Annotated in this window: 24 protein-coding genes and 1 tRNA gene; 9 read left to right on the plus strand and 16 right to left on the minus strand. The window is 70.7% G+C overall.

Features of this window, described 5'->3' with window-relative positions:
- Window positions 1-35: 35 nt before the first annotated feature.
- Window positions 36-1,589 carry an FAD-dependent monooxygenase gene (locus AB3M90_RS15205; protein WP_412953495.1) on the plus strand — a complete coding sequence of 518 codons (1,554 nt, stop codon included), beginning with the start codon at window positions 36-38 and terminating at the stop codon, window positions 1,587-1,589.
- A 128-nt stretch (window positions 1,590-1,717) separates the two neighbouring features.
- Window positions 1,718-2,470 carry an SDR family oxidoreductase gene (locus AB3M90_RS15210; RefSeq protein ID WP_412953498.1) on the plus strand — a complete coding sequence of 251 codons (753 nt, stop codon included), beginning with the start codon at window positions 1,718-1,720 and terminating at the stop codon, window positions 2,468-2,470.
- A 106-nt stretch (window positions 2,471-2,576) separates the two neighbouring features.
- On the opposite strand, the gene AB3M90_RS15215 is transcribed toward AB3M90_RS15210, so the two are convergent.
- From AB3M90_RS15215 to AB3M90_RS15260, 10 genes are all read right to left on the minus strand, one after another.
- The gene (locus tag AB3M90_RS15215) at window positions 2,577-2,912 is read right to left on the minus strand and encodes a DUF2716 domain-containing protein (RefSeq protein ID WP_412953501.1); all 336 of its coding nucleotides are present in this window, start codon (window positions 2,910-2,912) and stop codon (window positions 2,577-2,579) included.
- 306 nt (window positions 2,913-3,218) lie between these two features.
- Window positions 3,219-3,641 carry a pilus assembly protein TadG-related protein gene (locus AB3M90_RS15220; protein WP_412953503.1) on the minus strand — a complete coding sequence of 141 codons (423 nt, stop codon included), beginning with the start codon at window positions 3,639-3,641 and terminating at the stop codon, window positions 3,219-3,221.
- Window positions 3,638-4,093 (minus strand): TadE family protein, encoded by a 456-nt coding sequence (locus AB3M90_RS15225; RefSeq protein ID WP_412953506.1) that lies wholly within the window; start codon window positions 4,091-4,093, stop codon window positions 3,638-3,640. The genes AB3M90_RS15220 and AB3M90_RS15225 overlap by 4 nt, the downstream gene beginning before the upstream one ends.
- On the minus strand, window positions 4,062-4,463 hold the full coding sequence (locus AB3M90_RS15230; protein WP_412953508.1) for a TadE family protein: 402 nt from the start codon (window positions 4,461-4,463) through the stop codon (window positions 4,062-4,064). The genes AB3M90_RS15225 and AB3M90_RS15230 overlap by 32 nt, the downstream gene beginning before the upstream one ends.
- A 1-nt stretch (window position 4,464) precedes the next feature.
- On the minus strand, window positions 4,465-4,686 hold the full coding sequence (locus AB3M90_RS15235) for a hypothetical protein (protein ID WP_412953511.1): 222 nt from the start codon (window positions 4,684-4,686) through the stop codon (window positions 4,465-4,467).
- A gap of 21 nt (window positions 4,687-4,707) precedes the next feature.
- On the minus strand, window positions 4,708-5,646 hold the full coding sequence (locus AB3M90_RS15240) for a type II secretion system F family protein (RefSeq protein WP_412953514.1): 939 nt from the start codon (window positions 5,644-5,646) through the stop codon (window positions 4,708-4,710).
- Window positions 5,643-6,500, minus strand: a complete 858-nt coding sequence (locus tag AB3M90_RS15245) for a type II secretion system F family protein (protein ID WP_412953517.1) — start codon at window positions 6,498-6,500, stop codon at window positions 5,643-5,645. The genes AB3M90_RS15240 and AB3M90_RS15245 overlap by 4 nt, the downstream gene beginning before the upstream one ends.
- On the minus strand, window positions 6,497-7,633 hold the full coding sequence (locus AB3M90_RS15250; RefSeq protein WP_412953519.1) for a TadA family conjugal transfer-associated ATPase: 1,137 nt from the start codon (window positions 7,631-7,633) through the stop codon (window positions 6,497-6,499). Before AB3M90_RS15250 ends, AB3M90_RS15245 begins: the two co-directional genes overlap by 4 nt.
- A gap of 58 nt (window positions 7,634-7,691) precedes the next feature.
- The gene (locus tag AB3M90_RS15255; protein WP_412953522.1) at window positions 7,692-9,662 is read right to left on the minus strand and encodes a pre-toxin TG domain-containing protein; all 1,971 of its coding nucleotides are present in this window, start codon (window positions 9,660-9,662) and stop codon (window positions 7,692-7,694) included.
- Window positions 9,663-9,672: 10 nt separating this feature from the next.
- Window positions 9,673-12,522 (minus strand): hypothetical protein, encoded by a 2,850-nt coding sequence (locus tag AB3M90_RS15260; RefSeq protein WP_412953525.1) that lies wholly within the window; start codon window positions 12,520-12,522, stop codon window positions 9,673-9,675.
- Window positions 12,523-12,680: 158 nt separating this feature from the next.
- On the opposite strand from AB3M90_RS15260, the gene AB3M90_RS15265 reads away from it, so the two are divergent.
- From AB3M90_RS15265 to AB3M90_RS15285, 5 genes are all read left to right on the plus strand, one after another.
- Window positions 12,681-13,484 (plus strand): glycosyltransferase family 2 protein, encoded by an 804-nt coding sequence (locus AB3M90_RS15265; RefSeq protein ID WP_412953528.1) that lies wholly within the window; start codon window positions 12,681-12,683, stop codon window positions 13,482-13,484.
- A complete protein-coding gene (locus tag AB3M90_RS15270; protein WP_412953530.1) occupies window positions 13,481-14,314 on the plus strand; it encodes an endonuclease/exonuclease/phosphatase family protein in 834 nt (277 codons plus the stop codon). The genes AB3M90_RS15265 and AB3M90_RS15270 overlap by 4 nt, the downstream gene beginning before the upstream one ends.
- A complete protein-coding gene (locus AB3M90_RS15275) occupies window positions 14,311-14,892 on the plus strand; it encodes a DUF2238 domain-containing protein (RefSeq protein ID WP_412953533.1) in 582 nt (193 codons plus the stop codon). The genes AB3M90_RS15270 and AB3M90_RS15275 overlap by 4 nt, the downstream gene beginning before the upstream one ends.
- An 18-nt stretch (window positions 14,893-14,910) precedes the next feature.
- Window positions 14,911-14,992 (plus strand) — tRNA-Leu (locus tag AB3M90_RS15280).
- 75 nt (window positions 14,993-15,067) lie between these two features.
- Entirely contained in the window at window positions 15,068-15,847 is a 780-nt protein-coding gene (locus tag AB3M90_RS15285; protein ID WP_412953536.1) for a DedA family protein, read from the plus strand.
- A gap of 18 nt (window positions 15,848-15,865) precedes the next feature.
- Here the strand turns inward: AB3M90_RS15285 and ku are convergent, their stop codons facing one another.
- The gene (gene ku, locus AB3M90_RS15290) at window positions 15,866-16,711 is read right to left on the minus strand and encodes a non-homologous end joining protein Ku (protein WP_412953539.1); all 846 of its coding nucleotides are present in this window, start codon (window positions 16,709-16,711) and stop codon (window positions 15,866-15,868) included.
- A gap of 90 nt (window positions 16,712-16,801) precedes the next feature.
- On the opposite strand from ku, the gene ligD reads away from it, so the two are divergent.
- Window positions 16,802-18,796: a non-homologous end-joining DNA ligase gene (gene ligD / locus AB3M90_RS15295; RefSeq protein ID WP_412953542.1), complete on the plus strand. Its 1,995-nt coding sequence runs from the start codon at window positions 16,802-16,804 to the stop codon at window positions 18,794-18,796.
- A gap of 4 nt (window positions 18,797-18,800) precedes the next feature.
- Here ligD and AB3M90_RS15300 read toward each other — a convergent pair whose 3' ends face one another.
- The 4 genes from AB3M90_RS15300 to murI form a co-directional block, all read right to left on the minus strand.
- Window positions 18,801-19,721 carry a cation diffusion facilitator family transporter gene (locus AB3M90_RS15300; RefSeq protein ID WP_412953545.1) on the minus strand — a complete coding sequence of 307 codons (921 nt, stop codon included), beginning with the start codon at window positions 19,719-19,721 and terminating at the stop codon, window positions 18,801-18,803.
- Window positions 19,722-19,824: 103 nt separating this feature from the next.
- Window positions 19,825-20,424 (minus strand): RdgB/HAM1 family non-canonical purine NTP pyrophosphatase, encoded by a 600-nt coding sequence (gene rdgB / locus AB3M90_RS15305; protein WP_412953548.1) that lies wholly within the window; start codon window positions 20,422-20,424, stop codon window positions 19,825-19,827.
- On the minus strand, window positions 20,421-21,158 hold the full coding sequence (gene rph, locus AB3M90_RS15310; protein WP_412953551.1) for a ribonuclease PH: 738 nt from the start codon (window positions 21,156-21,158) through the stop codon (window positions 20,421-20,423). Before rph ends, rdgB begins: the two co-directional genes overlap by 4 nt.
- Before the next feature lie 32 nt (window positions 21,159-21,190).
- On the minus strand, window positions 21,191-22,027 hold the full coding sequence (gene murI / locus AB3M90_RS15315) for a glutamate racemase (protein ID WP_412953554.1): 837 nt from the start codon (window positions 22,025-22,027) through the stop codon (window positions 21,191-21,193).
- A 98-nt stretch (window positions 22,028-22,125) separates the two neighbouring features.
- Between murI and AB3M90_RS15320 the strand changes: the two genes are divergently transcribed.
- Entirely contained in the window at window positions 22,126-23,451 is a 1,326-nt protein-coding gene (locus AB3M90_RS15320) for a nicotinate phosphoribosyltransferase (protein WP_412953557.1), read from the plus strand.
- Window positions 23,452-23,455: 4 nt separating this feature from the next.
- Here the strand turns inward: AB3M90_RS15320 and AB3M90_RS15325 are convergent, their stop codons facing one another.
- Entirely contained in the window at window positions 23,456-23,722 is a 267-nt protein-coding gene (locus tag AB3M90_RS15325; protein WP_028503536.1) for a DUF3039 domain-containing protein, read from the minus strand.
- Window positions 23,723-23,762 lie beyond the last annotated feature (40 nt).

A 23,762-nucleotide genomic window follows, 5' to 3' on the forward strand; every position in this document is an offset into this window, starting at 1 on the left:
CGCCCCGCACCTTCCGACAGAGAGCGAGCAGCACCATGGACGCTTCCGACATCTCCGACGGGCCGCACACACCGCCCGCGACAGACGAGGTCGTCGCCGACGTCCTCATCGTGGGCGCCGGGCCGGTCGGCCTGGTGCTCGCGACCGAACTCGCCCGGCGAGGCGTGCGACTGCGGATCATCGATTCCCTCCCCGCACCGACGACGGAATCCCGCGCGATCGTCGTCCATTCGCGATCCCTCGACCATCTCCGGGCGCTGGGCGCGTGGGAATCCGTGATGTCGCACGCCATCGAAGCGCACGGCATGCAGATGCACTCCGGCGAGAAGACGGTCGCCGAGGTCTCGTTCGACGACATCGCCGCCGTCTACCGCTACTCGGCGGCGCTGGCCCAGACCGACACCGAGGCGGCCCTGGCGGGCCGCTTGGCGGAGCTCGGTGCGACGGTCGAGCGGTCGACGACGCTGACCGCCTACAGCCAGGATGCGGAGGGCGTCGATGCCCGCGTCACCGCGGCCGACGGCTCGATCCGCACGGTGCGCGCCCGTTATCTGGTCGGTGCCGACGGAGCCCGCAGCGCCGTGCGTCACCTCACCGGTCAGAAGCTCGAAGGCTCCTTCGTCGGCGAGGACTTCCTTCTCGGCGATGTGGAGGGGGATCACGACTACGACCGGTCCCTGTTCCACACGTTCTTCTCCCCCGGTCAGTCGACGGGTCTGCTCTTCGCGCTGCCCGGCGACCGAGTCCGCGTCTTCGCCCAGCTGCCTCCCGGAACCGACCCGCATCGGCCGGCCACGGTCGACTGGCTGCAGGAGGCGCTGCTCGAGCGCGGCATCCGCCTGCGGATCCGCGAGTCGCACTGGATCACCCGCGTGACGCTGAAGCACGGCCAGGTGCCGCGCTACCGCGACGGCCGGGTGTTCCTCGCCGGCGACGCCGCGCACATCCACAGTCCCGCCGGCGGTCTCGGGATGAACACGGGGATGCAGGATGCGATGAACCTGGCCTGGAAGCTGCACGCGGCCCTGGGGGCGGTCGACGACACCGCGCTGCTCGACAGCTACCACGACGAGCGGCATCCGGTCGCCGCCGACGTGATCCGCTTCACCACGCGGCTCTCCGACGCGGGAACGCTCAGCAACCCCGTGGCACAGCGCGTCCGCAACGCGCTGCTGCACATCGGCCTGTCGATCCCGGCCGTCGAGAAGAGGATCGCCGGAACCGTCGAGCAGCAGAACGTGCGCTACCGGGACAGTGCGATCGTGACCGGCGAGGGGCGGATGCTGCGCCCCGGCGACTACCTCTTCCTCGAGGCCACGAGTGTCGCCGACGCCCTCGCGCAGCATCCGTCCCATCTCGCGATCGTGCTGCCGGGCCGCGGCGAACCGCCCCGCGCCGTTCTTCCCGCGTGGCTGAGCGAGCTCACCGTGACCGATGACGAGGCGGAGAGGCTGCGGCAATCGACCGGGCTGGCCGACGGCGGACTGCTCATCGTCCGGCCCGACGGCTACCTCGGCCACATCGGTCCCGACGTGCCGGCGGGCATCGACGCCTACGGCGAGCTCGTCGGGTACGCGACGGCGGGATAGCGGCTCTCAGGACGATAAGCGTGACCGACCTCACGTTTCTCCCGTCCACATCGTCGTGTCTGTGAGGGCGGTGATCGCCCGGGCAGCAGGAGAGTCCGTGCTGCGGTGGCGAAGGAGGAACCCAGAGGATGAGAATCGCGGTTGCCGGCGGGACCGGCACGGTCGGACGGCATGTGGTCGAGGCGGCACGCGGACGAGGACACGACATCGTCCTCCTGACGCGAGGCAGCGGCGTGGACGTGCGGAGCGGCGTGGGGATCGACCAGGCGCTCGCCGACGTCGACGTGGTCATCGACACGATCAACGCCACGACGCTGTCGACGAAGAAGGCGGTCGAGTTCTTCGAGACCACGACCCGGCGCCTGCTCGCGGCGGAGAAGCGCGCGGGCGTCGCACATCATGTCGCCCTGTCCATCGTCGGCATCGACGACACCGACACCTCGTACTACGCCGGCAAGCTCGCCCAGGAGCGCCTGGTACGAGCATCGGACGTGCCGCACACGATCGCTCGCACCGGGCAGTTCCACGAGTTCGCCGAGCAGATCGCCGCGCAGACGACCGTCGGGCCGGTGACCCTGGTGCCCAAGACGCTCACCCGTCCGGTCGCCGCCCGCGAAGTGGGGGCGCACCTCGTGGACGTCGCCGAGGGCGCGCCCTCCGATCGGGCGCGGGACCTGGTCGGGCCGCGCGATGAGTCGCTGGCCGACATGGTGCGTCGGATGTTCGCCCACGACGGCACCCGGCGGGCGGTGATCGAGGTGCGCTTCCCGGGGGCGTACGGTCGAGGATTGGCCTCGGGCGAACTCCGCGGCGGCAGCGGGAGGGACACGGCCCGCACGACGTTCGACGAGTGGCTGCGCACTGATCACACGCCTGTGTGAGCGCCGGCGGTGAGATACCGGATGCCCGGCTCAGCGCAGGGCCGTGCGGCTCAGCGCAGCCTATGGCTCAGCGCAAGGCCGTGCGGCTCGACTCCCGGACCTCGACTCATCGGTCTGTTCGCGCATCACAGGCAACCATGTACGCAATTCGCTGCCGAGGGTTCGAGTCATCCCGGGCCCGAACGGTGCCAGCTGGCTTCACATGGAATCCCTCGTGCTGCCAATCGAGTACGAGCAGCTCGACATCGTCGCCCAGCACGGCGAGGAACGCACGTCTCGCGCTGGCCTCGATAGCTTGAATCGACGCATCTGATCGTCCGGGGCGGTCCTCATCCCACACCTGACCGATCCCGAAGGTAACGGACGGCGATGGTTCTCGGATCGATTGCTCGGATCGACCACCCGTGGCCGAGAAATCGAAGCGGCGGTAGACGCGTCCCACGCATCACGGTTCTCTCGCTCAGGAAGGCGGCTCCACGCTCCGATCATCGGATCAGACTATCCTTCGTCCCGTTTCGGCAACTGTGGCGTCAGCGACGCCGCGCCGCGCGGACCCCTCCCCCGGTCGCTACAGCTTCGTGCCCTGGCTGCGCGCGTAGTTCGCCTGGATCCGGCGTGCCTCCGGAGATTCCGGGTCGAGCGGGCGCAACCGATCGGGCATGCGTTCTGCCGGCTCGACGAGATCATCGCTGTCGGGGTCGACAGTGCCGACGAGTTCTGGCGACGACCGCCGCCGCGCCGGCGAGACTCAGCGCAGGGCCGTGCGGCTCGTCGCCGTCGACCGCAGCTCGACGCCGTCAGGTATGAGCGGGGCGACCAGCGGTGGTCTCCACGGGGCTGAGACGGTGACCTGAGCCGAGACGCCGTCGGGTGTGGTCGCGCTGACGAGGCGGGCCTCACCGGGGAGCGCGACCAGCATCGCCGATGCCTGCTCGTGCACGCCGGCGTCGGTGAGCTGCGCGCGAGCCGCCGTGCCCTCGACCCGCAGCGTGAAGCCGTCGGCGCCGGCCAGCGCGGCCGAGTCGGCGAGCGCGTCGAGTCGCTTCTGCGCGACGTAGAGGTCGGTGGCGCACACGCACACGAAGATCAGGGCGAGCGCGAGCAGCGCGTAGCCGAGCGTGAGCAGGAGGACGCTCCCCCGCTCCGCGTCGGACGACGGGTCGACGCTCATCCGGAACCCCACGACCGCGAGATCTTCTGCACCGCTTCAGCTCGGAGGGGCACGGATGCGGCGCGGTCGAGGCCGAACAGCGACGGCACCAGCGGCAGCGCGACCCGGGTGTCGACGGTCACGATGAGCGTCGCACCCGGCGAGGGGCAGTCGGCGCCCGCCGGGAGGCACGTCATCGACACGTCGACCGCTTCCGGGTCGAGACCGTACTCCTGCACGATTCCGGCGAGCACGGCATCGCCGCGTTCGACCGCCGACTCCGCGCTCACGGCTCGGGCGACGGCTCTCGCGGTGTGCCGGGCGGCGGCCTCGGCCCCGAGGGTCTGCTCCTGGACCGCCCCGAGGACGATCACGAGGTAGACGAGCGGCACCAGCAGGATGACGCCGATCGTGATGAACTCGAGCGCCGCCGAACCGTCGTCATCCCTCGCCCAGGCTCTCCATCGGCGCATGGGCCTCCACCTCCCATGCGAACGCGATCCCGATCAGCCCGAGGACCGGGAGTGCGGTGCGGATGCGGACGACCACCGTCTCATGCCCGAGGGCGCGCGACGTGCCGACCGTGATGTCCTCGGCGTACGCGCCGCCGACGGCTCGCTCGATCACGCGTCGCGAGCGCTCCGCGCCCTCGGCGGGCGTCGTGTCGGCGAGGGCGGCGTGATAGGCGCCCTCGACCGCCGCGTCATGCACGACGTTGCGCACGTAGACGGCGAGAGCCAGCTGCAGCACCCCGAGCGTGAGCGCCGTGAGGAGCGTGCCCACGAGCACGAACTCCACGGGGCTCGACCCGCGATCGTCGGCGACTGCCTGCCGTCGCAGCATCTCAGAGACCGGAGACCCGCTGGATCGCCTGCTCGAACAGCTCGGTCAGCGCGGGACCGGCGACGGCCCAGATGAGGACCACGAGGCCGGCCGTCATCAGGGTCACGAGCACCCAGCCGGGAACGTCGCCGCGGTCGTCGGCGGCGAGGGCCCGCAACCAGCGCGCGGCGCGCGGCCAGGGGCGGGGAGGCGCCAGGCGGGTCAGGGGCGTGGAACGGGTCATCGGTCACCTTTCGTGCGGAACTCAGCCGATGCCGAGTCGGAGGATGAACAGGCCGGGGTAGATCGCGAAGAGCACGGACAGCGGGAGGATCAGGAACACGAGAGGCAGGAGCATCAGGATCTCCTTGCGACCGGCCTGTTCGATGAGGGTGCGTTTCGCGTCTTCCCGCGCATCGCCGGCCTGGGCCTGGAGCACTCCCGCCAGCGGCGCGCCGTGCTCCAGAGCGGCGGCCACCTGGTCGACGGCGCGGGAGAGCCCGGGAAGCTGCAGTCGAGACGCCATCTCGCTCAGCGCATCCGTGAGCGGCGACCCCGTCCCGACGGCGAGGACGACGCGACGGAGCTCGCCGGTGAGCTCCCCTGAACCGACCGCCGATACGCGCCGCAGCGCGTCGAGGAAGCCCTCGCCCGCCGAGAGGCACAGCGCCAGGAACTCGAGCGTGGTCGGCAACTCGTCGGCGAGCCGCGATCGTCGCGCCTTCGCCCGGGCCGAGAGCTGCATGTCATAGCCCACGACCGCCGCCGCGCCGGCGAGGAGCGGGATCAGGGCGACCGGAACCGACATGCGGCCGGCGAGGGCGAGAGCGATCACGGCGACGGCTCCGGCGCCGAGACCGGTCAGCAACCAGCCCAGCTGACGTCCTCGAAAGGCCACGGCGTCCATGCCCTCTCCCGCCTGCGCGAGACGCTGGCGCAGGGCCTCCCCTCCCCCCATCACCCGACCGAAGGTCCGCTGTGCGTGCTTCCACGCCGAACGCCGATCGACGGGGAGGAGACCGGCCGACGGAAGAACGCTGCGAGGCAGATCGTCGTCGGCGACGACGTCGCGCACGTAGGGCGCGATGCGCAGGGTGAGAGAGGCCGCCCGCCACCGCGGCAGGGCGGCGAGGATGCTGAGCACACCCGCCGCGAACATGCCGCCGACCAGCACGGCGCTTGCCAGGGCCGTGACCACGCTCACCCGAACCACCGCCGCGGCTCGGGAAGGCGACCGATGCGGATCATGATACGGAACGCGACGACCGAGACGACGGCGCCGACGCAGATCACGACCATCCCCTCGGGGGTGCCGTACGCCGATGCGCCCTCCGGGCGCATCACGAGCAGCCCGAGCACGACCCACGGGGCGACCGCGCCGAGCACGGCTGCGCCGCGGATCCACGACTGCCGCGCCTCGACCTCTCCCCGCAGCGCCGCGTCGGCCCGCACCGACGACGACAGCGCGCGCAGAACGGCGATCAGTTCGGTGCCCCCGACCTGGCGTGCCATCCGCAGCGTTTCTGCGATCCGATCGCCGATCGGGTCGGCCAACGACGTCTTGAGCCGGTCGAGACTGGTCTCGAAACGTCCCGTGGCGCGCAGATCACGCGCGAACACGACGAACGCCGGCCGCAGCATCGGCGGGGCCGACTCTGCGAGGCCGGCGACGGCGTCGGGCAGGGACAGTCCGACCCGGATGGCGGCGATCAGCAGATCGCAGACGTCGGGCCAGAGTTGCCGTCGCAGGCGGCGCAGTCGGATCCTCCGCCCGCGCAGCCACATGACCGGAGCCGCCGCCGCGGCGATCGCCGACAGGAGCACGAGCACGGGAATGCCCGACAGGAGCCACGACGCCGACGCGGCAATCGCCGCAGCGGCCATCATGGCGACGCCCACCCCGCGCGACGAGAGTGCGCTCAACCCGGCCTCCTCGACGAGCCGCGCGAAGCGCCCCGACCGTGCGTCCGGACGGGTGCGCTCCTGCGGCGGCCACATCCACGGAGACAGGCAGAGCAGGAGTCCGGCGGCGAGGAGCGATCCCAGCAGGTACGTCATGGAGCCACCCGGTGGACCGAGCGGGTGACGATACGCCCGTCGACGACCTCGCCCGTCGGGGCGATGATCTCGTGCACGCGCCGCCGGCCCGAGTCGTCGCGCGCGCAGTGGACCACCAGGTCGATCGATGCGGCGAGCGCGGGCGCGATGAAGGCGCGGTCGATGTTGCGGCCGGCGAGCAGCGGGAGGACGGCCAGCTTCTCCAGGGCTTCCCCGGCGGAGTTCGCATGCACCGTCGCCGCGCCGGGCACCCCCGTGTTCAGGGCGAGCACGAGGTCGAGCGCCTCGGCGTCGCGCACCTCGCCGACGACCAGGCGATCGGGACGCATGCGCAGGGCCTCCTTCACCAGCCTTCGCAGCGTGATCTCGCCCGTCCCCTCCAGACCTGCCTGACGGCCCTGCAGCGCCACGAGGTCGCGGCCGACGACGGCGAGCTCGAACGTCTCCTCCACCGTGACGATGCGCTGGAGGTCGGCGCACGCGGCGAGGAGCGCCCCGAGCATGGTCGTCTTGCCGGCGTGGGTCGCGCCCGAGACGACGACGCTCTTCCCGGCCCGCATCGCGTCGCGCAGCAGGTCGGCGACCTCGGCCGTCATCGCCCCCTGGGCCGACAGCGCCTCGAGCGTGCGGTATCGCGGCAGGAACTTGCGGATGTTGACGGCCCAGCCGCCGCGCACGACGTCGGCGATGGCGACGTGCAGGCGCGAGCCGTCGGGCAGCGACGCGTCGACGAACGGCTGGCTGATGTCGACGCGGCGTCCGGTGGGCTGCAGCATCCGCTCCACCAGATCGCGCACCGTGGCCTCGGCCAGCCGCAGACCGGTGGGCTCGGCGAGGCCCCCTCGCGCCAGGTGGACGCGGCCGTCGCCGTTCACCCAGATCTCCTCGATGTCGACGTCGTCGAGGAACGGCTGAAGCGCACCCAGCCCGCTGACCGCCGCCATCACCTCTCGCACGCACCGGAGCTCGTCGTCGATCAGAGCTCCGCCGCGCGCCAGCGCGTCGTCGTCGTGGCGACGCACCTCGGTCTCGGCGATGCGGCGAGCGGCCGCCGGGTCGACCGACGGATCGATGCCCTCGGAGCGCAGACGCGAGCGCACGCGCTCGGCGACGAGGACGGACGGTTGGCTCACCCCGGCATCCTCGCAACAAACGCCGCCTCGCCTCGCGGGTTATCCACAGGGCCCGCGACTACGGGCCGCCCACCGCCTTGATCGCCTCCTTCGTCAGGTCGTCGAGCTCCGCGGTGGTCACGTTCACGCCGAGCGCTTCGAAGTCCAGACCGACTCCGCCCTCGGCGACGGGCTTGCGCAGCGCCCGGACCATGCCCTCGGTCTTGACGTCCTTCGGGAACACGCCGAAGATCTTGACCTTCGATCGGCCCCGGATCCGCGCGAGATACTCGATGCCGCCGACGAAGATGCTCGGAAGCGAGCCGTCCTCGAACTGGTCGAGCCGCTCGATGTCCTTCGCCGCCTGTCCCCCCACCTCGCCGAGCTTGTACTCCCCCTTCACCTGGGCCCGGATCTGTTCGATCGTCGGAGCGGGCTTGCCGGTCGCCTTCGCCGTGGCCGTCGCGCGCTCCCATCTCGCGGCGACGACGTTCTCGAGGTGCGCCAGGTCGGCCTCGGTGGCCTCGCGGATGTACCGCAGGTCGCGGGCCGACGCCCGTCCCGCCTTCGCCTCGTCGATGGCGGCGATGTCGAGCACGCCCTCGATCCTGCGGATCACGTCGGCCGACCTCGAGCCGTACCACTCGCGCTTCACCTGGCCGGTCGGGATCAGCCCGGCGATCATGCCGTCGGTGAGCTTGGCTCCGCGCGAGTCGGTCAGGGTGTGCCCCGCGAAGTAGCGCAGCCGAGTCGTCCGGTCGGGAAGCCCGAGCGCGGCCGCTCCGTGCAGGTCGCCCAGGAGCTTGACCGTGCGCACCTCCTTGAACTCCTCGAGCAGCTGTCCCGCCCCCATGCGCACGTTCGTCGAACTCTTCGTCCGCGCGGCATCCGCGACCCGCTTCAGCGAGAATTCGTCGAGCTCCTTGATGGCCGGTCTGGCGCTCAGCACGCCTTTCAGCGCCGCGAAGACCTTCGACTCGGCCGCGCTCGTCACCGCCGGGGCGATCTTCCTGTCCGTGAGCGTCCGCATCGCCACGCCCACCTCCTTCGTGAGCGGCGCGGCGATCTTGCCCTCCGCGCGCGCCACCAGTCCCGCCTCCCGCAGCACGGCACCCACCTTCGGCGAGTTCGCGATCGAGAGCCGCTCCGCGAGCAGCAGGAACTGGCTCCAGCTCCCCCGGCCGTACATCGACGACAGCCGCGCCGCCGTGTAGGCGGCCTTGCCCGCCTTGATGATCCGGAAGGCGCCGGGCACGAGAACCGTCGCGGCCGCGAGCACCCGCTCGACATCGCTGAGCTTCCGGCAGAGCAGGTCGCGTCCCGTCCACGCCTGGATCAGCGTGAGCGCGTTGCCGATGTAGGGCAGGCACTCGACGGAGAACACCGCGGCCTCGGTGACCGTGTCGGCCTGCACGTCGGGTTCGTATTTGCGCACGGTGAGCCCGAAATCACGCGCGACCGCGATGGCGAGAACGATGTCCTGCCGCTCCTCCAGCAGATCGAGGACGATCTCCGACACGGACTTCCTGTAGAACGCGGGATCTCTGGCGTGGAGTCTCGTCCAGTCGTCCAGTGCCGCCAGGAACTGTGCTCTCAGTTGTGCCCCCAGCGCCGTCGGCGGCGCCGGCGGTCCCGAGAAGCCCGGCGGCACCGGACGCTCCTCCAGCTTCGGCTCCAGGAAGTACCGCTCCCCGCATCCCCCTCCGGTCGTGTGCGCCGACGGAGCGATGCCCGCGAGGATGCCCGGCAGCTTCGCGTTGATCTCGAGGATCTTCGCGAGCCGCTGATCAGCGGTCACCTCGGCGCCCGCGAGCTGCTGAGAAGCGCGCTTCTGGCAGTCCTGCGCCCACGCGACGTCGGAGGGCAGACCGAGCTTCCGTCCACGCATCTCCCACAGCTTGTCGAGGTTCGGGTCCTGCCGCAGATCCCAGGCCATGGTCTCGACCGTCCGCCGTGCGAGTGCGATGGCGAACGCGTCCTCGGTGGCGCTGGTGAGCTTGCGCACCAGCGTGTCCTCGGCCGACGCGTGCATCCTGCGCAGGGCGTTCATGCGCTCGGGATCAGAACTCGGGGAGCACGGAGTCGGCCTGCAGCCACACGAGGGTCGTGGGCAGCGTGAACTGCCACGGTGCGCCCTCCGGCGTCGCATTCTGCAGGTCGTCGGTTCGTCCGCGCACCTCCTCTGCGATGGAGCGGTAGAGAGGATCCTTGATGTCCGGTGGTGTGCCGCCGTCCCAGAGCTTCTTGCTGAGCGCCATGGGCGGGCAGGCGAGGAAGTAGCTGATGGATGCCGCGTACGCCGGCGACACAGGGAGGACGACGCGCGCCGATCCGGCCTGGAGGAACGACTGCATCTCGGGATCGGGGTCGGATGCCGTACTCGTCTCCACCCAGCGCTTCTTTCCGCCCCAGAAGTAGGGGAAGTACAGGTACGTCATCTGCGCCCATTCGAACGCCTGCTCGAAGAACTGGATGACGGGGCCGATGTCGAGGGCCCGCCCGATCCGCACCTCGGGAATGTGCGCGGGGACGTCGGGGGGATTCGTCATGGCGTCGAACGAGGAGAAATGCTGTCCGGTGAGAAGCGTGAGGCAGAGCTTCTTGAGCTCGTTCCGCTGGATCTCGCGGTTGGCGAGGGGGTTGGCGCCCGCGAACGAGTCGGGCTCCCGCGCCTCGATGAGGGCCACGGCCGCGTCGTACTCCTTGCGTTTGGCCTCGTACGCGGCGGAGATCTTCTGGAACGTGTCGGCCTGCCAGGCGGCGAACGCCCCGTCGGTCCGCTCGCACGACGCCGAGATGTTGAGCGCATACGCCAGCACGTCGTACGACACCACGCTGAGCGGCACCACCCCCTCGCCGACCTCGGAAACGGGGTCGGGCGACGAGGCCGTCCATTCCTTGCCGTCGGGTGCATCCGGATGAGGTTGGTTGATCAACGCGAACTTCTCCCCCGCGAGATGCAGGAAGAACTTCGGATGGTTGCGCACGATCAGGCTCGCGTTGACGACCCAGTCCTTGAGGACGTAGCCGGCGGGGACGAGGAACTCCTTGGGCTTGTCCGAGTGGGTGACGCCCAGCCCGATCCCGTCCTTGGCCATCGAGATGCCCGCATGAACGGTCTTCGCGGGCGGCGCGGCGACGCCGGCGACGTCGTAGCGAGCCACGTACTCACGGAAGCCGTCCTCGGTGATGTCACTGATCCTCAGCGCCTTCTTCTGCGTGTTGACGAGCGGAGGCGGGGGGACGACACCGGCCGGGAGACCCGCCTTCCGCGTCAGCGACGCCTTGTAGTAGGCGGCGGGCTCGGGAACGATGAACTCGAGCATCATCCGCACCCCGTAGTTGTGGATCTGCGCCGAGTAGAGCTTGTCCACCCACCGGTAGATGCCGACGACGTGCGTGGGGTCGTCGTTGGAGAACCGGTGCGTGTTCGTCTCCTCGACCTCGTGCGTCGTCTTCGTCGTCCGCTCGCTGCGCGTGCGCTTCTCGATCCGCGACCGCGACCTGTCGACGATCTCCTTCGCCACAGTGCTGCTCACCTGCTCCGACTCCTGCTTCGATGTCGCATAGGCGAAGTCCCCGTGGGCGGTCATCGAGACGAGCCCGTACGTCGCCGACACCGTCACGCCCGCCTCGACGCTCATGTCCTCCTGGATCGTCTTCTCCGACTCGCGCGTGAGTTCGAAACGCTCGGTGGACTGGGTGTCGCGCTCGGTCGTCTCGCCGGTGTCGACCGCGGTGAAGAGCGTGTCCTCGGATCGGTCGAGCACGCGGTGCTCGCGCCCGCGCGTCTCCTTCGCCATCACGTTCTCGATGTGCGCCACCTCGCCGGGCTGGTATCTCAGCAACGTCTGCTTCACGACCTTGAGGTCGCCGACGCCGAGAACGCGGATCCGCCCGGACACCTCTTCATCCTCGGAGGTCCCCGGGTCGGGCTCACCCAGGAGGAACGGAGGGATCCACGTCAGATCGATGCCCTTCTCGACCCCCGAGATGGCTCCCGCAACGACGCTTCGCGTGGCGGCGAGGCCCGACCACTCCGAGACCCGCTCCGTGAGCACGGCGAGGTGGTCGTCGAGGGTGGTCACCGCATTCGTCAGCGATCGCGGCGCCAGGTCCAGATCGGCGACGATGCGGTGCTCGGCCGTCGAGAGATCGCCCGGGAGGTCGGCGAACAGCCGCGATCCGCCCGTCGCGAGGCGGACCGAGACCTCGTGATCCGACCCCGCGGCCTCGGCGGCGACCGCATGCGACATCTCGCTCGCCTCGGCGAGGCGGGTGCGAAGGCGGGAGGCGGTGCCGATGTCGCGGAGCACGCGTCGCACCTGCTTCTTCGAGACGTCGGGCTCGTCGTCGCGCACGGACCGCTCCTCCGCCTCCGCGAAGGGGAGGAACTCCTCCGGCACTTCGGCGGCCGCCGTGAGGATCGCCACGGGATCGCCGAGCCGGCCGTCGCCGCGGCGCCGGAGGAAGCGCAGCACGCGCAGCGCCGCGAGGGGCTCCTCCGCGCGCTGCGCGTGCGTGGCGCCGAGCGCGCAGCAGCAGTAGTACGCGGTCCATCCGTCGTCTTCCGCGCGGCGCATCTGCGCAGCACTCAGCTCGGCCAGTCCCGACGAGGTCAGCACCTCGTCGATGCGCGCGTCGTCGGGTGGCTCGCCGACGCCGAAGAGACGGAGCAGACGCGCATGGGCGCGGACGTACGGGTCGAACCGCCCGCGGTCGACCGCATCGAGGATCTCCTGCGCCCGCACCCGGCTGCCTTCCAGGTCTCGGTGCAGCAGGCGCGCGGGACGCTCGCCTCCCTCGCGTTCGGGTGGCCGCTCGTCCGCGAGCGGCGAAGGCTCTGCAGCGAGTTGTGGTGGCCGCACGGCGACGAACCGGAAGACATCGACGGGGACCGCATCAGACATCGCAACTCCGATCGCTGACGACTGTCCGTCCGGGTCCCCGCGAAGCGAGTCGGAAGCCGAGCTCGAGCGCATCCTACTCTCCGGGCCCGCGTCCCGGCCAGGATTTTCCGCGCCGCGCCGTCCGTGCTTAACCTGAGGTCGACCGCCGAGGAGAACACGTGCATCGCCCCATCCCCGCCCGACCGTCGCTCAGCGTGTCGGTCGTGATCCCGGTGAAGGACGATGCGGCGCACCTGCGGCAGTGCCTCGCCGCCCTCCGCCGTCAGACCGTCGCCGCCGACGAGCTCATCGTGGTCGACAACGGCTCGAGCGACACGTCCGCCGATGTCGCCGCCGCGAACGGTGCTCGCGTGGTGCGCTGCGACCGGCCCGGGATACCGGCTGCGGCGGCAACCGGTTACGACGTCGCGAGCGGCGACCTGATCCTGCGTCTCGACGCCGACTGCCTTCCGGACGACGCCTGGATCGAGGGGGTGGTCGACGCCTTCGCGCAGCATCCGCGGATCGCCGTCTTCACGGGAGGCGCGCGATTCGTCGACGGCCCGCGTGCGCTGCGCTCCTCGCTCGCCGCCGCGTACCTTCTCGCGTACGCGGCGGCGACGCTGCCGACGCTGGGGCACCTCCCGCTCTTCGGATCGAACCTCGCCTTCCACCGCTCGGCCTGGCTGGCCGTTCGCTCCGGAGTGCACCGCGATGATCCCGAACTGCACGACGATCTCGATCTCGCCTTCCACCTCGGCGAGCGCCACCGCATCCGTCGCCTGCCGCAGGCCCGGATGGGCATCTCGATGCGTCCGTTCCTGAGCGGACGCGCGTTCCTGCGCCGCATCGTTCGCGGGTTCCGCACGGTGCTGAGGCACTGGCCGCAGGACTTCCCGCCGGTGCGATGGGTGCGTCTCGCCCTTCGCCGCATCCTGCGCCGGCTCGGGGTGGCGAAGCCGGCACCGATCGGTCGACGATGAGCGGGCCTCTGATCGGCCCGGCCGAGCCGCCCGCGCTGCACGTGATGACCTACAACGTCCGACGCCGGCTGGGCGCCCTCACTTGGCCGCCGGCCGACCGATGGTCTCGCCGGCGGCCTCGGCTGGCGGCTCTGCTGGCCGACGAGCGTCCGACGATCGTCGGCGCCCAGGAGGTGCTGCCCGATCAGGCCGAGGTCATCCGGGACGCGCTCGGGCCGGCGTACCGGTTCCTCGGCCACGGCCGGGCGCCGGGGCCGCGCGGGGAGGCGTGCCCGGTGTTCTATGACCACACGCGACTCTCGCTACGGGACTGGCGGCAGGTCGCCCTGTCCGAGCGGCCCGACGAGCCGGGATCGGTCTCGTGGGGCAGCGTGTTCCCCCGCGTCTACGTCTGGGCGACTTTCGTCGACCGGGTCACGTCACGCGAGCTCACCGTGGTCAACACGCACCTCGACGCCTTCTCGTCGCGCGCGCGACGGCGTTCCGCCGAACAACTGCACCGCGTCGTCGCCGGGATGCCGGGGACCGTGGTGCTGCTGGGAGACCTCAACGCGGAGCCCGGCTCGGCGCCCTGGCGTTCGCTGATGCGCGACCGGACGCTCGACGACGCCTGGCGGCGCGCCGAGCGTCGCCTCTCCCCCGAGTGGGGCACCTTCGGCGGCTACCGGCGACCGCGTGCCGGCCGCCGACTGGATGCCCTCCTCGTCTCGCCCCACGTGCGGGTGCACAGCGTCGCCGTCAACGCGCGCCGGGTCGACGGGGGATGGCCGTCCGACCACCTTCCGGTCCATGCCCTCGTCAGCCTTCCCGAACCGCCCGGAGCGTCATGAAAGAGAACTTCCTCCGTCCCCCGCAGGGCGCCGCCGAGTACACGGCCGACGCCCTCCGCGTGCTGGGTCTGCTGAGCGTCGTCGTCGCCGCGGTGTGGTCGACGGCGACGGATGCCGGCATCCTCGCCCTGGCGCTTCCCGCCCTCATGGTCCCCCGGATGCTGGGGATGCGCGCGTGGCTGGACATCGCGGTCGGCGCGACCGTGCTCGTGGCGGCCGGCAGCAACGTGCTCGACCTGTATCGCAGCGTCCCCGGCTGGGATCTCGTCGTGCACTTCGTCTGCACCGGGGCGATCGCGGCCACCGGCTACCTCGTGCTCGCCCGCTGCGACGTCGTCCCCGCGCAGAACGCCGCCGCGTTCCGCAAGCGCACCGGGATCGTCGTCACGTCGATCCTGGGCCTCGCCGTCAGCGCGGTGTGGGAGATGATCGAGTGGGCGGGCCGCACGTTCGTCACCGCCGAGATCTTCGTCACCTATCAGGACACCATCGGCGACATGGCCGTCGGGGGCCTGGGGGCCGTCGGCGCGGGCATCGTCGTCGCTCAGCTGAGCCTCGAACGGCCGGATCGGGCCTGAGTAGACTGTTCCCACCGCGCGGGAGTGGTGAAATCGGCAGACACGCAGGATTTAGGTTCCTGTGCCTCAGGGCGTGTGGGTTCAAGTCCCACCTTCCGCACGACGGGTGCTTCCGCATCCTCACCGTTACACCGCCGACCAATAACGACCGACGGGACTCCCAGTGCTCGAATCCATGCTGCACGCACCCTCCGCCCTCATCCCCTGGCTCGACCCCGCGACGATCATCGGTACCGCGGGGCCCTGGGCTCTCCTGGTGGTGTGCTTCATCGTCTTCGCCGAGACGGGGCTGCTCGTCGGGTTCCTCCTCCCCGGCGACACGCTGCTGGTGATCTCCGGACTGCTGTCGCATCCGCTCGCCGGCTCCGAGCACGGGGTGTTCGGCGTCAACGTCTGGATCGTCGCCCTGCTGATCGGTCTCGCGGCGTTCGTCGGCGGCGAGGTCGGCTACGTCATCGGCCACAAGGGCGGCCCCGCGGTGTTCGAGCGCAAGGAGTCGGGGCTGTTCAGCCGGAAGAACGTCGAGCGCACCAACGCGTTCTTCGAGCGGTTCGGCGGCATCACCGTGATCCTCGCGCGCTTCGTCCCGATCGTCCGCACGTTCGCACCGGTCGCGGCGGGCGTCGGTCACATGCCGTGGCGCAAGTACACGCTCTACAACCTCATCGGCGCGGTGATCTGGGGCTTCGGACTGACGATGTTCGGCTACCTCATCGGGTTCATCCCGCCGGTCGCGCACTTCGTCGAGAGCTACATCGACCTCATCCTGCTCGCCGCGGTCGGCGGCACGGCCCTGGTCACGCTGTGGCACTACCTCTCCGAGCGGCACAAGGCCAAGAAGGCCGCCGCGGCCGGCGAAGACGTCGAGACCGACGCAGCCGAGGCCCGCGAGCTGACCCTCGATCGTGAGGTGTTCGACCGGGCGCCCGACCTCGACGGCGACGGCACGCGCTGAGCGCGACGCCGGCCGAGATCAGCCGGTCTTCTTCGCCGGCTTCTTCGCCTTGGACGCGGGCTTCTCGCTCGCGCGCTTCTCCTTCGAGCGCGCGACGCTCTCGCGCAGCGCCTCCATGAGATCGATGACCTCGCCGCCCTTGGCGGAGGAATCCTCGTCGCCGAACGCGTCGGCGATCTCGAACCCCTCGCCCGCCTCGATCTTCGCGTCGATGAGCGTGCGCAGCTCCTTCTGGTACTCGTCGACGAACTCCTCGGGGTCGAAGTCGGTCGAGTAGCTGTCGACGAGGGAGGACGACATCTCGAGCTCCTTCTTCGAGATCCGCACGTCTTCGTCCAGGGCCGGGAACTCCGCCTGGCGGACCTCGTCGGCCCACAGCAGCGTCTGCAGCACGAGCACCTTCCCGCGCACCCGCAGGGCCGCGAGCCGCGTCTTCTGCCGCAGGGTGAATCGCACGATCGCCGTACGGTCGGTCTGCTCCAGGGTCTTGCGCAGCAGCACGTAGGCCTTGGGCGACTTCGAGTCGGGCTCGAGGTAGTAGGGCTTGTCGAGGGTGAGCAGGTCGACCTGGTCGGAGGGGACGAACTCGACGACGTCGATCTCGCGGCTCTTCTCCGACGGCAGCGCGGCGAGGTCGTCTTTGGTGAGCACGACCGTCTGGCCGCCCTCGACGTAGGCGCGATCGATGTCGGCGTAGGCCACCGTCTCGCCGCACACCTCGCAGGTGCGCTGGTAGCGGATGCGCCCGCCGTCCTTCTCGTGCACCTGATGCAGCGGCACGTCGTGATCCTCGGTCGCCGAATACACCTTGACCGGCACGTTCACGAGCCCGAACGTCAGCGCGCCCTTCCAGATCGTCCTCATGCCCCCAGTGAACACCAGCCACACCCGTCACGGCCAGCCCCTTGACGGCGGCGGAGTCGTCCCGGCGGCCGTCTGACTACGCTGGGATCCATGGCGGGCGAGGCTCAGGTGGTGCAGGTCGACGGCCGCCGACTGCGCGTGACCAACCTCGACAAGGTCGTCTACCCCGACACCGGCACGACCAAGGGCGAGATCATCGCGTACTACTCCGCGATCGCGCCGCTCCTGCTGCCCCTCCTCGACGGCCGGCCGGTCACCCGGAAGCGGTGGGTGGAGGGGGTCGGAACAGCGGATGCTCCTGCCGACGCGTTCTTCACCAAGCAGCTCGAACCCGGCGCCCCCGAGTGGATCCCCCGGCAGGCGATCCAGCACTCCGACGGCCCGAAGGAGTACCCGCTGGTCGAAGACGTCCCGGCTCTCGTCTGGCTCGCGCAGGTCGCCGCCATCGAGCTGCACGTGCCCCAGTGGCGGTTCACGCCCGCCGGGCTGCCCGGGCACCCCGACCGCCTGGTGCTCGACCTCGACCCCGGACCGGGAGTGGGGCTCGCCCAGTGCGCCGAGGTCGCGCGCATCGCCCGCCGCATCCTCACCGGCATGGGTCTGGAGCCGTTCCCGGTCACGAGCGGCAGCAAGGGCATCCACCTCTATGCAGCCCTGCCCGGAGAGCAGACCAGCGCCGAGATCTCCGCCGTGGTGAAGGAGCTGGCGCGTCTCATCGAGAACGATCACCCCGATCTCGCGACCAGCGTGATGGCGAAGGCGGTCCGCGGGGGCAAGGTGTTCCTCGACTGGAGCCAGAACAACGGCAAGAAGACGACCATCTCCCCCTACTCGCTGCGGGGCAGGGCGCAGCCGTGGGTGGCCGCGCCGCGCACCTGGGAGGAGCTCGACGACCCCGACCTCGCCCAGCTCGACATCGACGAGGTCCTCGCGCGTGCCGCCGCGGGCATCGATCCGCTCGCGCCGCTGCGGCCGCTCTCTCCGGTGGCTCCTGTATCGCCGACCACCCCGGCGCCCTCGCCCTCCGCGACCGTCGCACCCCTCCGTCGCCCGTCACGGCATCCCCGCGGCACGCCGGCCCCGACCTCGGGGACCACGGCGGCGACCGTGGCGCCGATGCTCGCCGAGAACGGCACTCCCGTCCGGGCGCGCACGCTCAGCGACCCCTCCTGGGTGGAGGTCAAGTGGGACGGCATCCGGGCCCTCGGCACCTGGACGGACGGACGGATGCTGCTGCACGCGCGCCGCGGCACCGACATCACCGCCCGCTACCCCGAGCTCACCGCCGACGGCGCTCCGTTCCTGCCTGCCGCCGACGCCGTGGTCGACGGCGAGATCGTCGCGTTCGACTCCCGCAACCGGCCGAGCTTCTCGCTGCTGCAGAACCGCATGCACCTGACGCGGCCGCGCGAGATCGAGCGCGAGGTGGTGCGCACCCCGATCGTCTACATGCTGTTCGACCTGCTGCGCCTCGACGGCCACGACCTCACCTCGATGCCCCTGCGTCAGCGGCGCACGCTGCTCGACGAGCTGGTGGCCGATCTCGATGCCCCGGTTCAGGTCCCCCCGGTGTTCGACGATGTCGACGCGGCCCTCGCGGCGAGCGAGCAGTTCGGACTCGAGGGCGTCGTCGTCAAAGACCCGGAATCGCGCTACCGCCCCGGTCAGCGGTCGCCGTCCTGGCTCAAGCTCAAGCACACCCGCATGCAGGAAGCCGTGATCGTCGGCATCCGTCCGGGCAAGGGCGGGCGGGAGAGCACGCTGGGTTCGCTGCTGCTCGCGGTCCCCGATTCGCCGGGGCGCTCCGGCTCGCGGCCGGAGCTGCGGTACGTGGGGCGGGTGGGGACCGGGTTCACCGACCGCATCCTCCGCGACCTGCTCACCCGGCTGGAGCCGCTGCGCGTGACGTCGGCACCGCTGGCCGGAGTGCCGGCGCCTGACGCCTCCGACGCCCTCTGGGTGCGGCCCGAGCTGGTCGGCGAGGTCGAGTTCGCCAACTGGACGCCCGACGGCGTGCTGCGGCACGCGCGGTGGCGGGGCCTGCGACCCGACAAGTCGCCGGGAGAGATCGTCGTCGAGCCCTGAGGCCTCAGGCGTGTCGCGGCTCGCAGTCCGACTGTTCGGCCGGCTCGATCTGGAACGTGGAGTGCGCCACGTCGAAGTGGTCGGCGAGGCAGGCCTGCAGGTCGGAGAGGAGGCGCGTCGATCGCCCGTCGGCGAGCAGCGCGGGGTCGACGCTGACGTGCGCCGTGAACACGGGCGCCCCGCGGGTGAGCTGCCAGACGTGCACGTCGTGCACGCCGATCACACCGTCGTAGCCGAGCAGATGCGTGCGGATCTCACTCACCGCGGTGCCCTTCGGCGCCGATTCGGAGAGCACCGAGAAGACTTCGCGCAGCAGGGAGATCGCCCGCGGGATGATCATCGCGGCGATGAGCAGCGACGCCACGGCATCCGCCTGCACCCAGCCGGTGGTGAGGATGACGACCGCCGCGACGATCACGGCGACCGATCCGATCAGATCGCCCATGACCTCGAGATACGCGCCCCGCACGTTGATGCTCGTGCGCTGCGCGCGGCTCAGGAGCCACATCGACACGGCGTTCGCGATGAGGCCCGCGACGGCCACGACGAGCATCAGGCCGCCGGCGACCTCCGCGTCAGCGGGATCGAGGAGGCGGCCGATGCCCTCGACGGCGACCCAGGCGGACAGGGCGATCAGGATCACGGCGTTGATCAGGGCGCCGAAGACCTCCGCACGCTGGTAGCCGAAGGTGCGCCGGTCGTCGGCGGGGCGCGCGGCGACCGATGCCGCGATGAGCGCGATCACCAGCGCCGAGGCGTCGGTGAACATGTGCGCGGCATCGGCCAGCAGCGCCAGCGAGCCCGTGAGGATCGCCCCGACGATCTGCACGATCATGACGGTCGCCGTCAGGGACAGCGAGATCGTCAGCAGACGTCTGCTGCTCGCCGAACGGATGCCGCCGGCCGCGGGCGCGTGATCGTGCATGTCCCCAGGCTAGACCGGCGACCGGAGGCCGCGGGGCGGTTCGGGCCAGTCGGGAAGGGTAACGAGAACCACTCTCAGCCCGATGCGCGCACCGGCGATCGGGTCAGAGTCCGGCCAGGAGCGGCACCAGAGCCGCGAACGCCCGAGCCCGATGCGACTGCGCCTGCTTCTCGTCGGCGGTGAGCTCCCCCACGGTCCTCTCCTGTCCGGCGGGCTGCCCGGCGGGGATGAAGATCGGGTCGTAGCCGAACCCGCCCGCGCCCGAGGCGGAGTGAGCGAGCCGTCCTGGCCACTCCCCGGACACGACAGATTCGTGACCGTCGGGGGCGACCAGGGCGATGGTCGACGTGAAGTGCGCGGTGCGGTGCGGGTCGGCGACGTCGCGCAGCTGATCGAGGAGCAGAGCGAGGTTGGCGGCGGCATCCTTCTTCTGACCCGCCCAATACGCCGAGAACACTCCCGGCGATCCGCCGAGCACGTCGACGCAGATGCCCGAATCGTCGGCGAGCGCGGCGAGACCCGTGTGCGCCGCCGCGGCCCGGGCCTTGATGAGGGCGTTCTCGGCGAAGGTGACGCCGTCTTCGACGGGCTCCGGACCGTCGTATCCGACCACCTCCAGGTCGGGGCGCGTCCGGGCCACGATCTGCTGGAACTCCGCGACCTTGTGCGCGTTGTGCGTCGCGAGCACGACCTTCACGGTCACGCGTCGGCCAAGGCGGCGAGCTGGCGTTCCTTCAGGTCGGCGCACCCGGCGAGGCCGAGCTCGAGCAGCGCGTCGAGCTCGCGCTTGTCGAACGGGGCGCCCTCCGCCGTGCCCTGCACCTCGACGAAGAGGCCCCGGCCGGTGACGACCACGTTCATGTCGGTCTCGGCCCGCACGTCTTCGACGTAGGCGAGGTCGAGCATCGGCTCGCCGTCGATGATGCCCACCGAGACGGCGGCGACCGAGTCGCGCAGCGGGGTGGAGTTCCTGCCGATGAACTTCTTCTCCCGGCCCCATTCGATCGCATCGGCGAGGGCGACGTAGGCTCCCGTGATCGCCGCGGTGCGCGTGCCGCCGTCGGCCTGCAGCACATCGCAGTCGATCACGATCGTGTTCTCGCCGAGGGCCTTCGTATCGACCACCGCGCGCAGCGCGCGACCGATGAGGCGGGAGATCTCATGGGTGCGTCCGCCGATGCGCCCCTTGACGCTCTCGCGGTCGTTGCGGCTGTTCGTGGCGCGCGGGAGCATCGAGTACTCGGCGGTGACCCAGCCCTTGCCCTTCCCCGTCAGCCAGCGCGGCACGCCGTTGGTGAAGGATGCCGTGCACAGCACCTTCGTGCCGCCGAAGCTGATGAGGGCCGATCCCTCGGCGTGCGCGTTCCAGCCGCGCTCGATGGTGATCTCGCGGAGCTGGTCGGTGGAGCGGCCGTCGGCGCGGACGATGTCGGTCATGTGCTTCTCTCGGTGGGGGCGGGCGAGTCGCGTCAGCGCGACTCGGAGACGGTCTCGGGGAGGGCGATGACGCCGGTCTGCACGAGCTGGACGTCGCGGACCTCGCGGCCCATGAGTCGGTTGGCGAGGGCGGTGAACTCGTCGGCGGAGGCGCCGGTGGCCTCGTACACGTACGAGGCGATGGCGTCGGGCGAGGCGAGCAGGCCGCCGCGGACGAGCTGGCGGTAGACGTCGCCGGCCGTCTCGTCGTCGCTCGACACGAGCGTCACCCCCTCGCCCATCACGTAGCTGATCGCGCCCCGAAGGAAGGGGTAGTGGGTGCAGCCCAGAACCAGCGTGTCGACATCCGCGTCTCTCAGGGGCGCGAGGTACTCCTCGGCGACGGCGAGGACCTCGGGGGTGCCGGTGATTCCCGCCTCGACGAACTCGACGAAGCGCGGGCACGCCGCGGTGAACACCCGCAGCCGCTCGTTCACCTCGAGCATGTCCTGGTAGGCCCGCGACCCGATGGTGCCCACCGTGCCGATGACGCCGACGCGGCCGTTGCGGGTCGTCGATACGGCGCGGCGCACCGCGGGGCCGATCACCTCCACCACGGGGATGTCATAGCGCTCGCGCGCATCGCGCAGCATGGCCGCGGATGCCGTGTTGCAGGCGATGACGAGCATCTTCACGCCCTGATCGACGAGGGTGTCGAGCACCTCGAGCGCGTAGCGCCGGACATCGGCGATGGGCTTCGGGCCGTACGGCGAGTGAGCCGTGTCGCCGATGTACACGAACGACTCGCGGGGCAGCTGGGCGCGGATGGCCCTGGCCACCGTGAGCCCGCCGACTCCGGAGTCGAAGATGCCGATCGGCGCGTCGTTCATGACTCCCCAGCCTACCCGCGACGTATCCGCCCGTGCCGCGCGACCCACGGGGTGCGGGCACCGCCGGCGTCGGCAAACGCCTCACTAAGCTGAACCGCATGACCTCGTCGACGGCGCTGCTCACGGATCGCTACGAACTCACGATGCTGGCGGCCTCGCTGCGCGACGGCACGGCCTTCCGTCCGAGCGTCTTCGAGCTGTTCTCCCGGCGGCTCTCCGGCGGACGACGCTTCGGGGTCGTCGCCGGCACGGGGCGCCTGCTCTCGCTGCTGCGCGAGTTCCGCTTCGGCGACGACGAGCTGCGGTTCCTCCGCGACGAGCAGGTCGTCGACGCCGCCTCGTTGAAGCATCTCGAGGAGTACCGCTTCACGGGCTCCATCCGCGGCTATCGGGAGGGAGAGCTGTATTTCCCCGGCTCCCCGATCCTCACCGTCGAAGGGTCGTTCGCCGATGCCGTCGTCCTCGAGACCCTCGCTCTGAGCGTGCTCAACCACGACTCGGCGGTGGCGACGGCCGCGGCGCGCATGAGCCTCGCCGCCGGCGAGCGCCCCCTGGCCGAGATGGGTTCACGGCGCGCCGCCGAGCGGTCGGCCGTGGCCGCGGCCCGCGCGGCGTACATCGCGGGGTTCGGCGCGACGAGCAATCTCGAGGCCGGTCGCAGCTGGGGCATCCCCACGATGGGCACCGCGGCGCATTCGTGGACACTGCTCCACGACTCCGAGGAAGACGCGTTCCGCGCGCAGGTCGAGAGCATGGGCACCGACACGACGCTGCTGGTCGACACCTACGACATCCGCCAGGGCGTCGAGACGGCCATCCGGGTGGCGGGCACGGGGCTCGGCGGTGTGCGCATCGACTCGGGCGATCTGCCCATCGTCGCGGCCGAGGTGCGCGCCCAGCTCGACGAGCTCGGCGCGACGTCGACCCGGATCACGGTCACCAGCGACCTCGACGAGTACGCCATCGCCGCCCTCGCGGCATCCCCCGTCGACGCCTACGGCGTCGGCACGTCGGTGGTGACGGGATCCGGCTACCCCACCGCGAGCATGGTCTACAAGCTGGTCGCCCGTCAGGATGCCGCGGGCGGCTGGGTCGGCGTCGCGAAGGCCTCCGCCGACAAGGCGTCGCAGGGCGGTCGCAAGGCCGCGTTCCGCACCCTCGCCGACGGCGTCGCCACCGCGGAGACCGTGGTCGTGTCGGACGGGTTCGAAGAGCTCGACACACCGGAAGAGCATGCTGACGGGCGGCCGCTGCAGGTGACCCTCGTCGAGGCCGGCGACATCGACAGCGCCTTCGAGGGTCCCGAGGGCACGGCATCCGCGCGCGCTCACCACCTGAGGGTGCGCGAGGAGCTCCCGGTGCGGGCGCTCGCGCTCAGCAAGTCGGACCCGGCGATCCCGACGGTCTTCGTCGAGGCGCGGTGAGTCGTCAGCCGACCATCGACTCGTAGATCTCCTTGCACGTGGGGCAGATCGGGAACTTCTCCGGGTCGCGACCCGGGGTCCACTTCTTGCCGCACAGGGCTCGCACCGGCTTCCCGGTGATCGCCGACTCGAGGATCTTGTCCTTCTTGACGTAATGCGAGAAGCGCTCATGGTCGCCCGGTTCGAGATTCTCCTCGCGGAGGAGCTCTTCCAGTTCGCGATCAAGCGTTGCCACGCCGCCCTGATCGGGGCTGTCCAGCGGAGTACTCATCCCGCGAGTCTAGCCGCGTCGCCGCGCCGACGGGCGGTCG

The organism is Microbacterium martis (genome assembly GCF_047246685.1).
Classification (GTDB): domain Bacteria; phylum Actinomycetota; class Actinomycetes; order Actinomycetales; family Microbacteriaceae; genus Microbacterium.

What these genes read in the sequence shown, in the direction of transcription:
- AB3M90_RS15205 (WP_412953495.1), top strand. Translation starts at nt 36, where the DNA reads ATGGACGCTTCCGACATCTCCGACGGGCCGCACACACCGCCCGCGACA.
- AB3M90_RS15225 (WP_412953506.1), bottom strand. Translation starts at nt 4,093, where the DNA reads ATGCGCCGATGGAGAGCCTGGGCGAGGGATGACGACGGTTCGGCGGCG.
- AB3M90_RS15230 (WP_412953508.1), bottom strand. Translation starts at nt 4,463, where the DNA reads ATGCTGCGACGGCAGGCAGTCGCCGACGATCGCGGGTCGAGCCCCGTG.
- AB3M90_RS15285 (WP_412953536.1), top strand. Translation starts at nt 15,068, where the DNA reads ATGCTGCACGCACCCTCCGCCCTCATCCCCTGGCTCGACCCCGCGACG.
- murI (WP_412953554.1), bottom strand. Translation starts at nt 22,027, where the DNA reads ATGAACGACGCGCCGATCGGCATCTTCGACTCCGGAGTCGGCGGGCTC.
- AB3M90_RS15325 (WP_028503536.1), bottom strand. Translation starts at nt 23,722, where the DNA reads ATGAGTACTCCGCTGGACAGCCCCGATCAGGGCGGCGTGGCAACGCTT.
- AB3M90_RS15320 (WP_412953557.1), top strand. Translation starts at nt 22,126, where the DNA reads ATGACCTCGTCGACGGCGCTGCTCACGGATCGCTACGAACTCACGATG.
- ku (WP_412953539.1), bottom strand. Translation starts at nt 16,711, where the DNA reads ATGAGGACGATCTGGAAGGGCGCGCTGACGTTCGGGCTCGTGAACGTG.
- AB3M90_RS15235 (WP_412953511.1), bottom strand. Translation starts at nt 4,686, where the DNA reads ATGACCCGTTCCACGCCCCTGACCCGCCTGGCGCCTCCCCGCCCCTGG.
- AB3M90_RS15260 (WP_412953525.1), bottom strand. Translation starts at nt 12,522, where the DNA reads ATGTCTGATGCGGTCCCCGTCGATGTCTTCCGGTTCGTCGCCGTGCGG.
- AB3M90_RS15210 (WP_412953498.1), top strand. Translation starts at nt 1,718, where the DNA reads ATGAGAATCGCGGTTGCCGGCGGGACCGGCACGGTCGGACGGCATGTG.
- ligD (WP_412953542.1), top strand. Translation starts at nt 16,802, where the DNA reads ATGGCGGGCGAGGCTCAGGTGGTGCAGGTCGACGGCCGCCGACTGCGC.
- rph (WP_412953551.1), bottom strand. Translation starts at nt 21,158, where the DNA reads ATGACCGACATCGTCCGCGCCGACGGCCGCTCCACCGACCAGCTCCGC.
- AB3M90_RS15300 (WP_412953545.1), bottom strand. Translation starts at nt 19,721, where the DNA reads ATGCACGATCACGCGCCCGCGGCCGGCGGCATCCGTTCGGCGAGCAGC.
- AB3M90_RS15220 (WP_412953503.1), bottom strand. Translation starts at nt 3,641, where the DNA reads ATGAGCGTCGACCCGTCGTCCGACGCGGAGCGGGGGAGCGTCCTCCTG.
- AB3M90_RS15270 (WP_412953530.1), top strand. Translation starts at nt 13,481, where the DNA reads ATGAGCGGGCCTCTGATCGGCCCGGCCGAGCCGCCCGCGCTGCACGTG.
- AB3M90_RS15255 (WP_412953522.1), bottom strand. Translation starts at nt 9,662, where the DNA reads ATGAACGCCCTGCGCAGGATGCACGCGTCGGCCGAGGACACGCTGGTG.
- AB3M90_RS15245 (WP_412953517.1), bottom strand. Translation starts at nt 6,500, where the DNA reads ATGACGTACCTGCTGGGATCGCTCCTCGCCGCCGGACTCCTGCTCTGC.
- AB3M90_RS15275 (WP_412953533.1), top strand. Translation starts at nt 14,311, where the DNA reads ATGAAAGAGAACTTCCTCCGTCCCCCGCAGGGCGCCGCCGAGTACACG.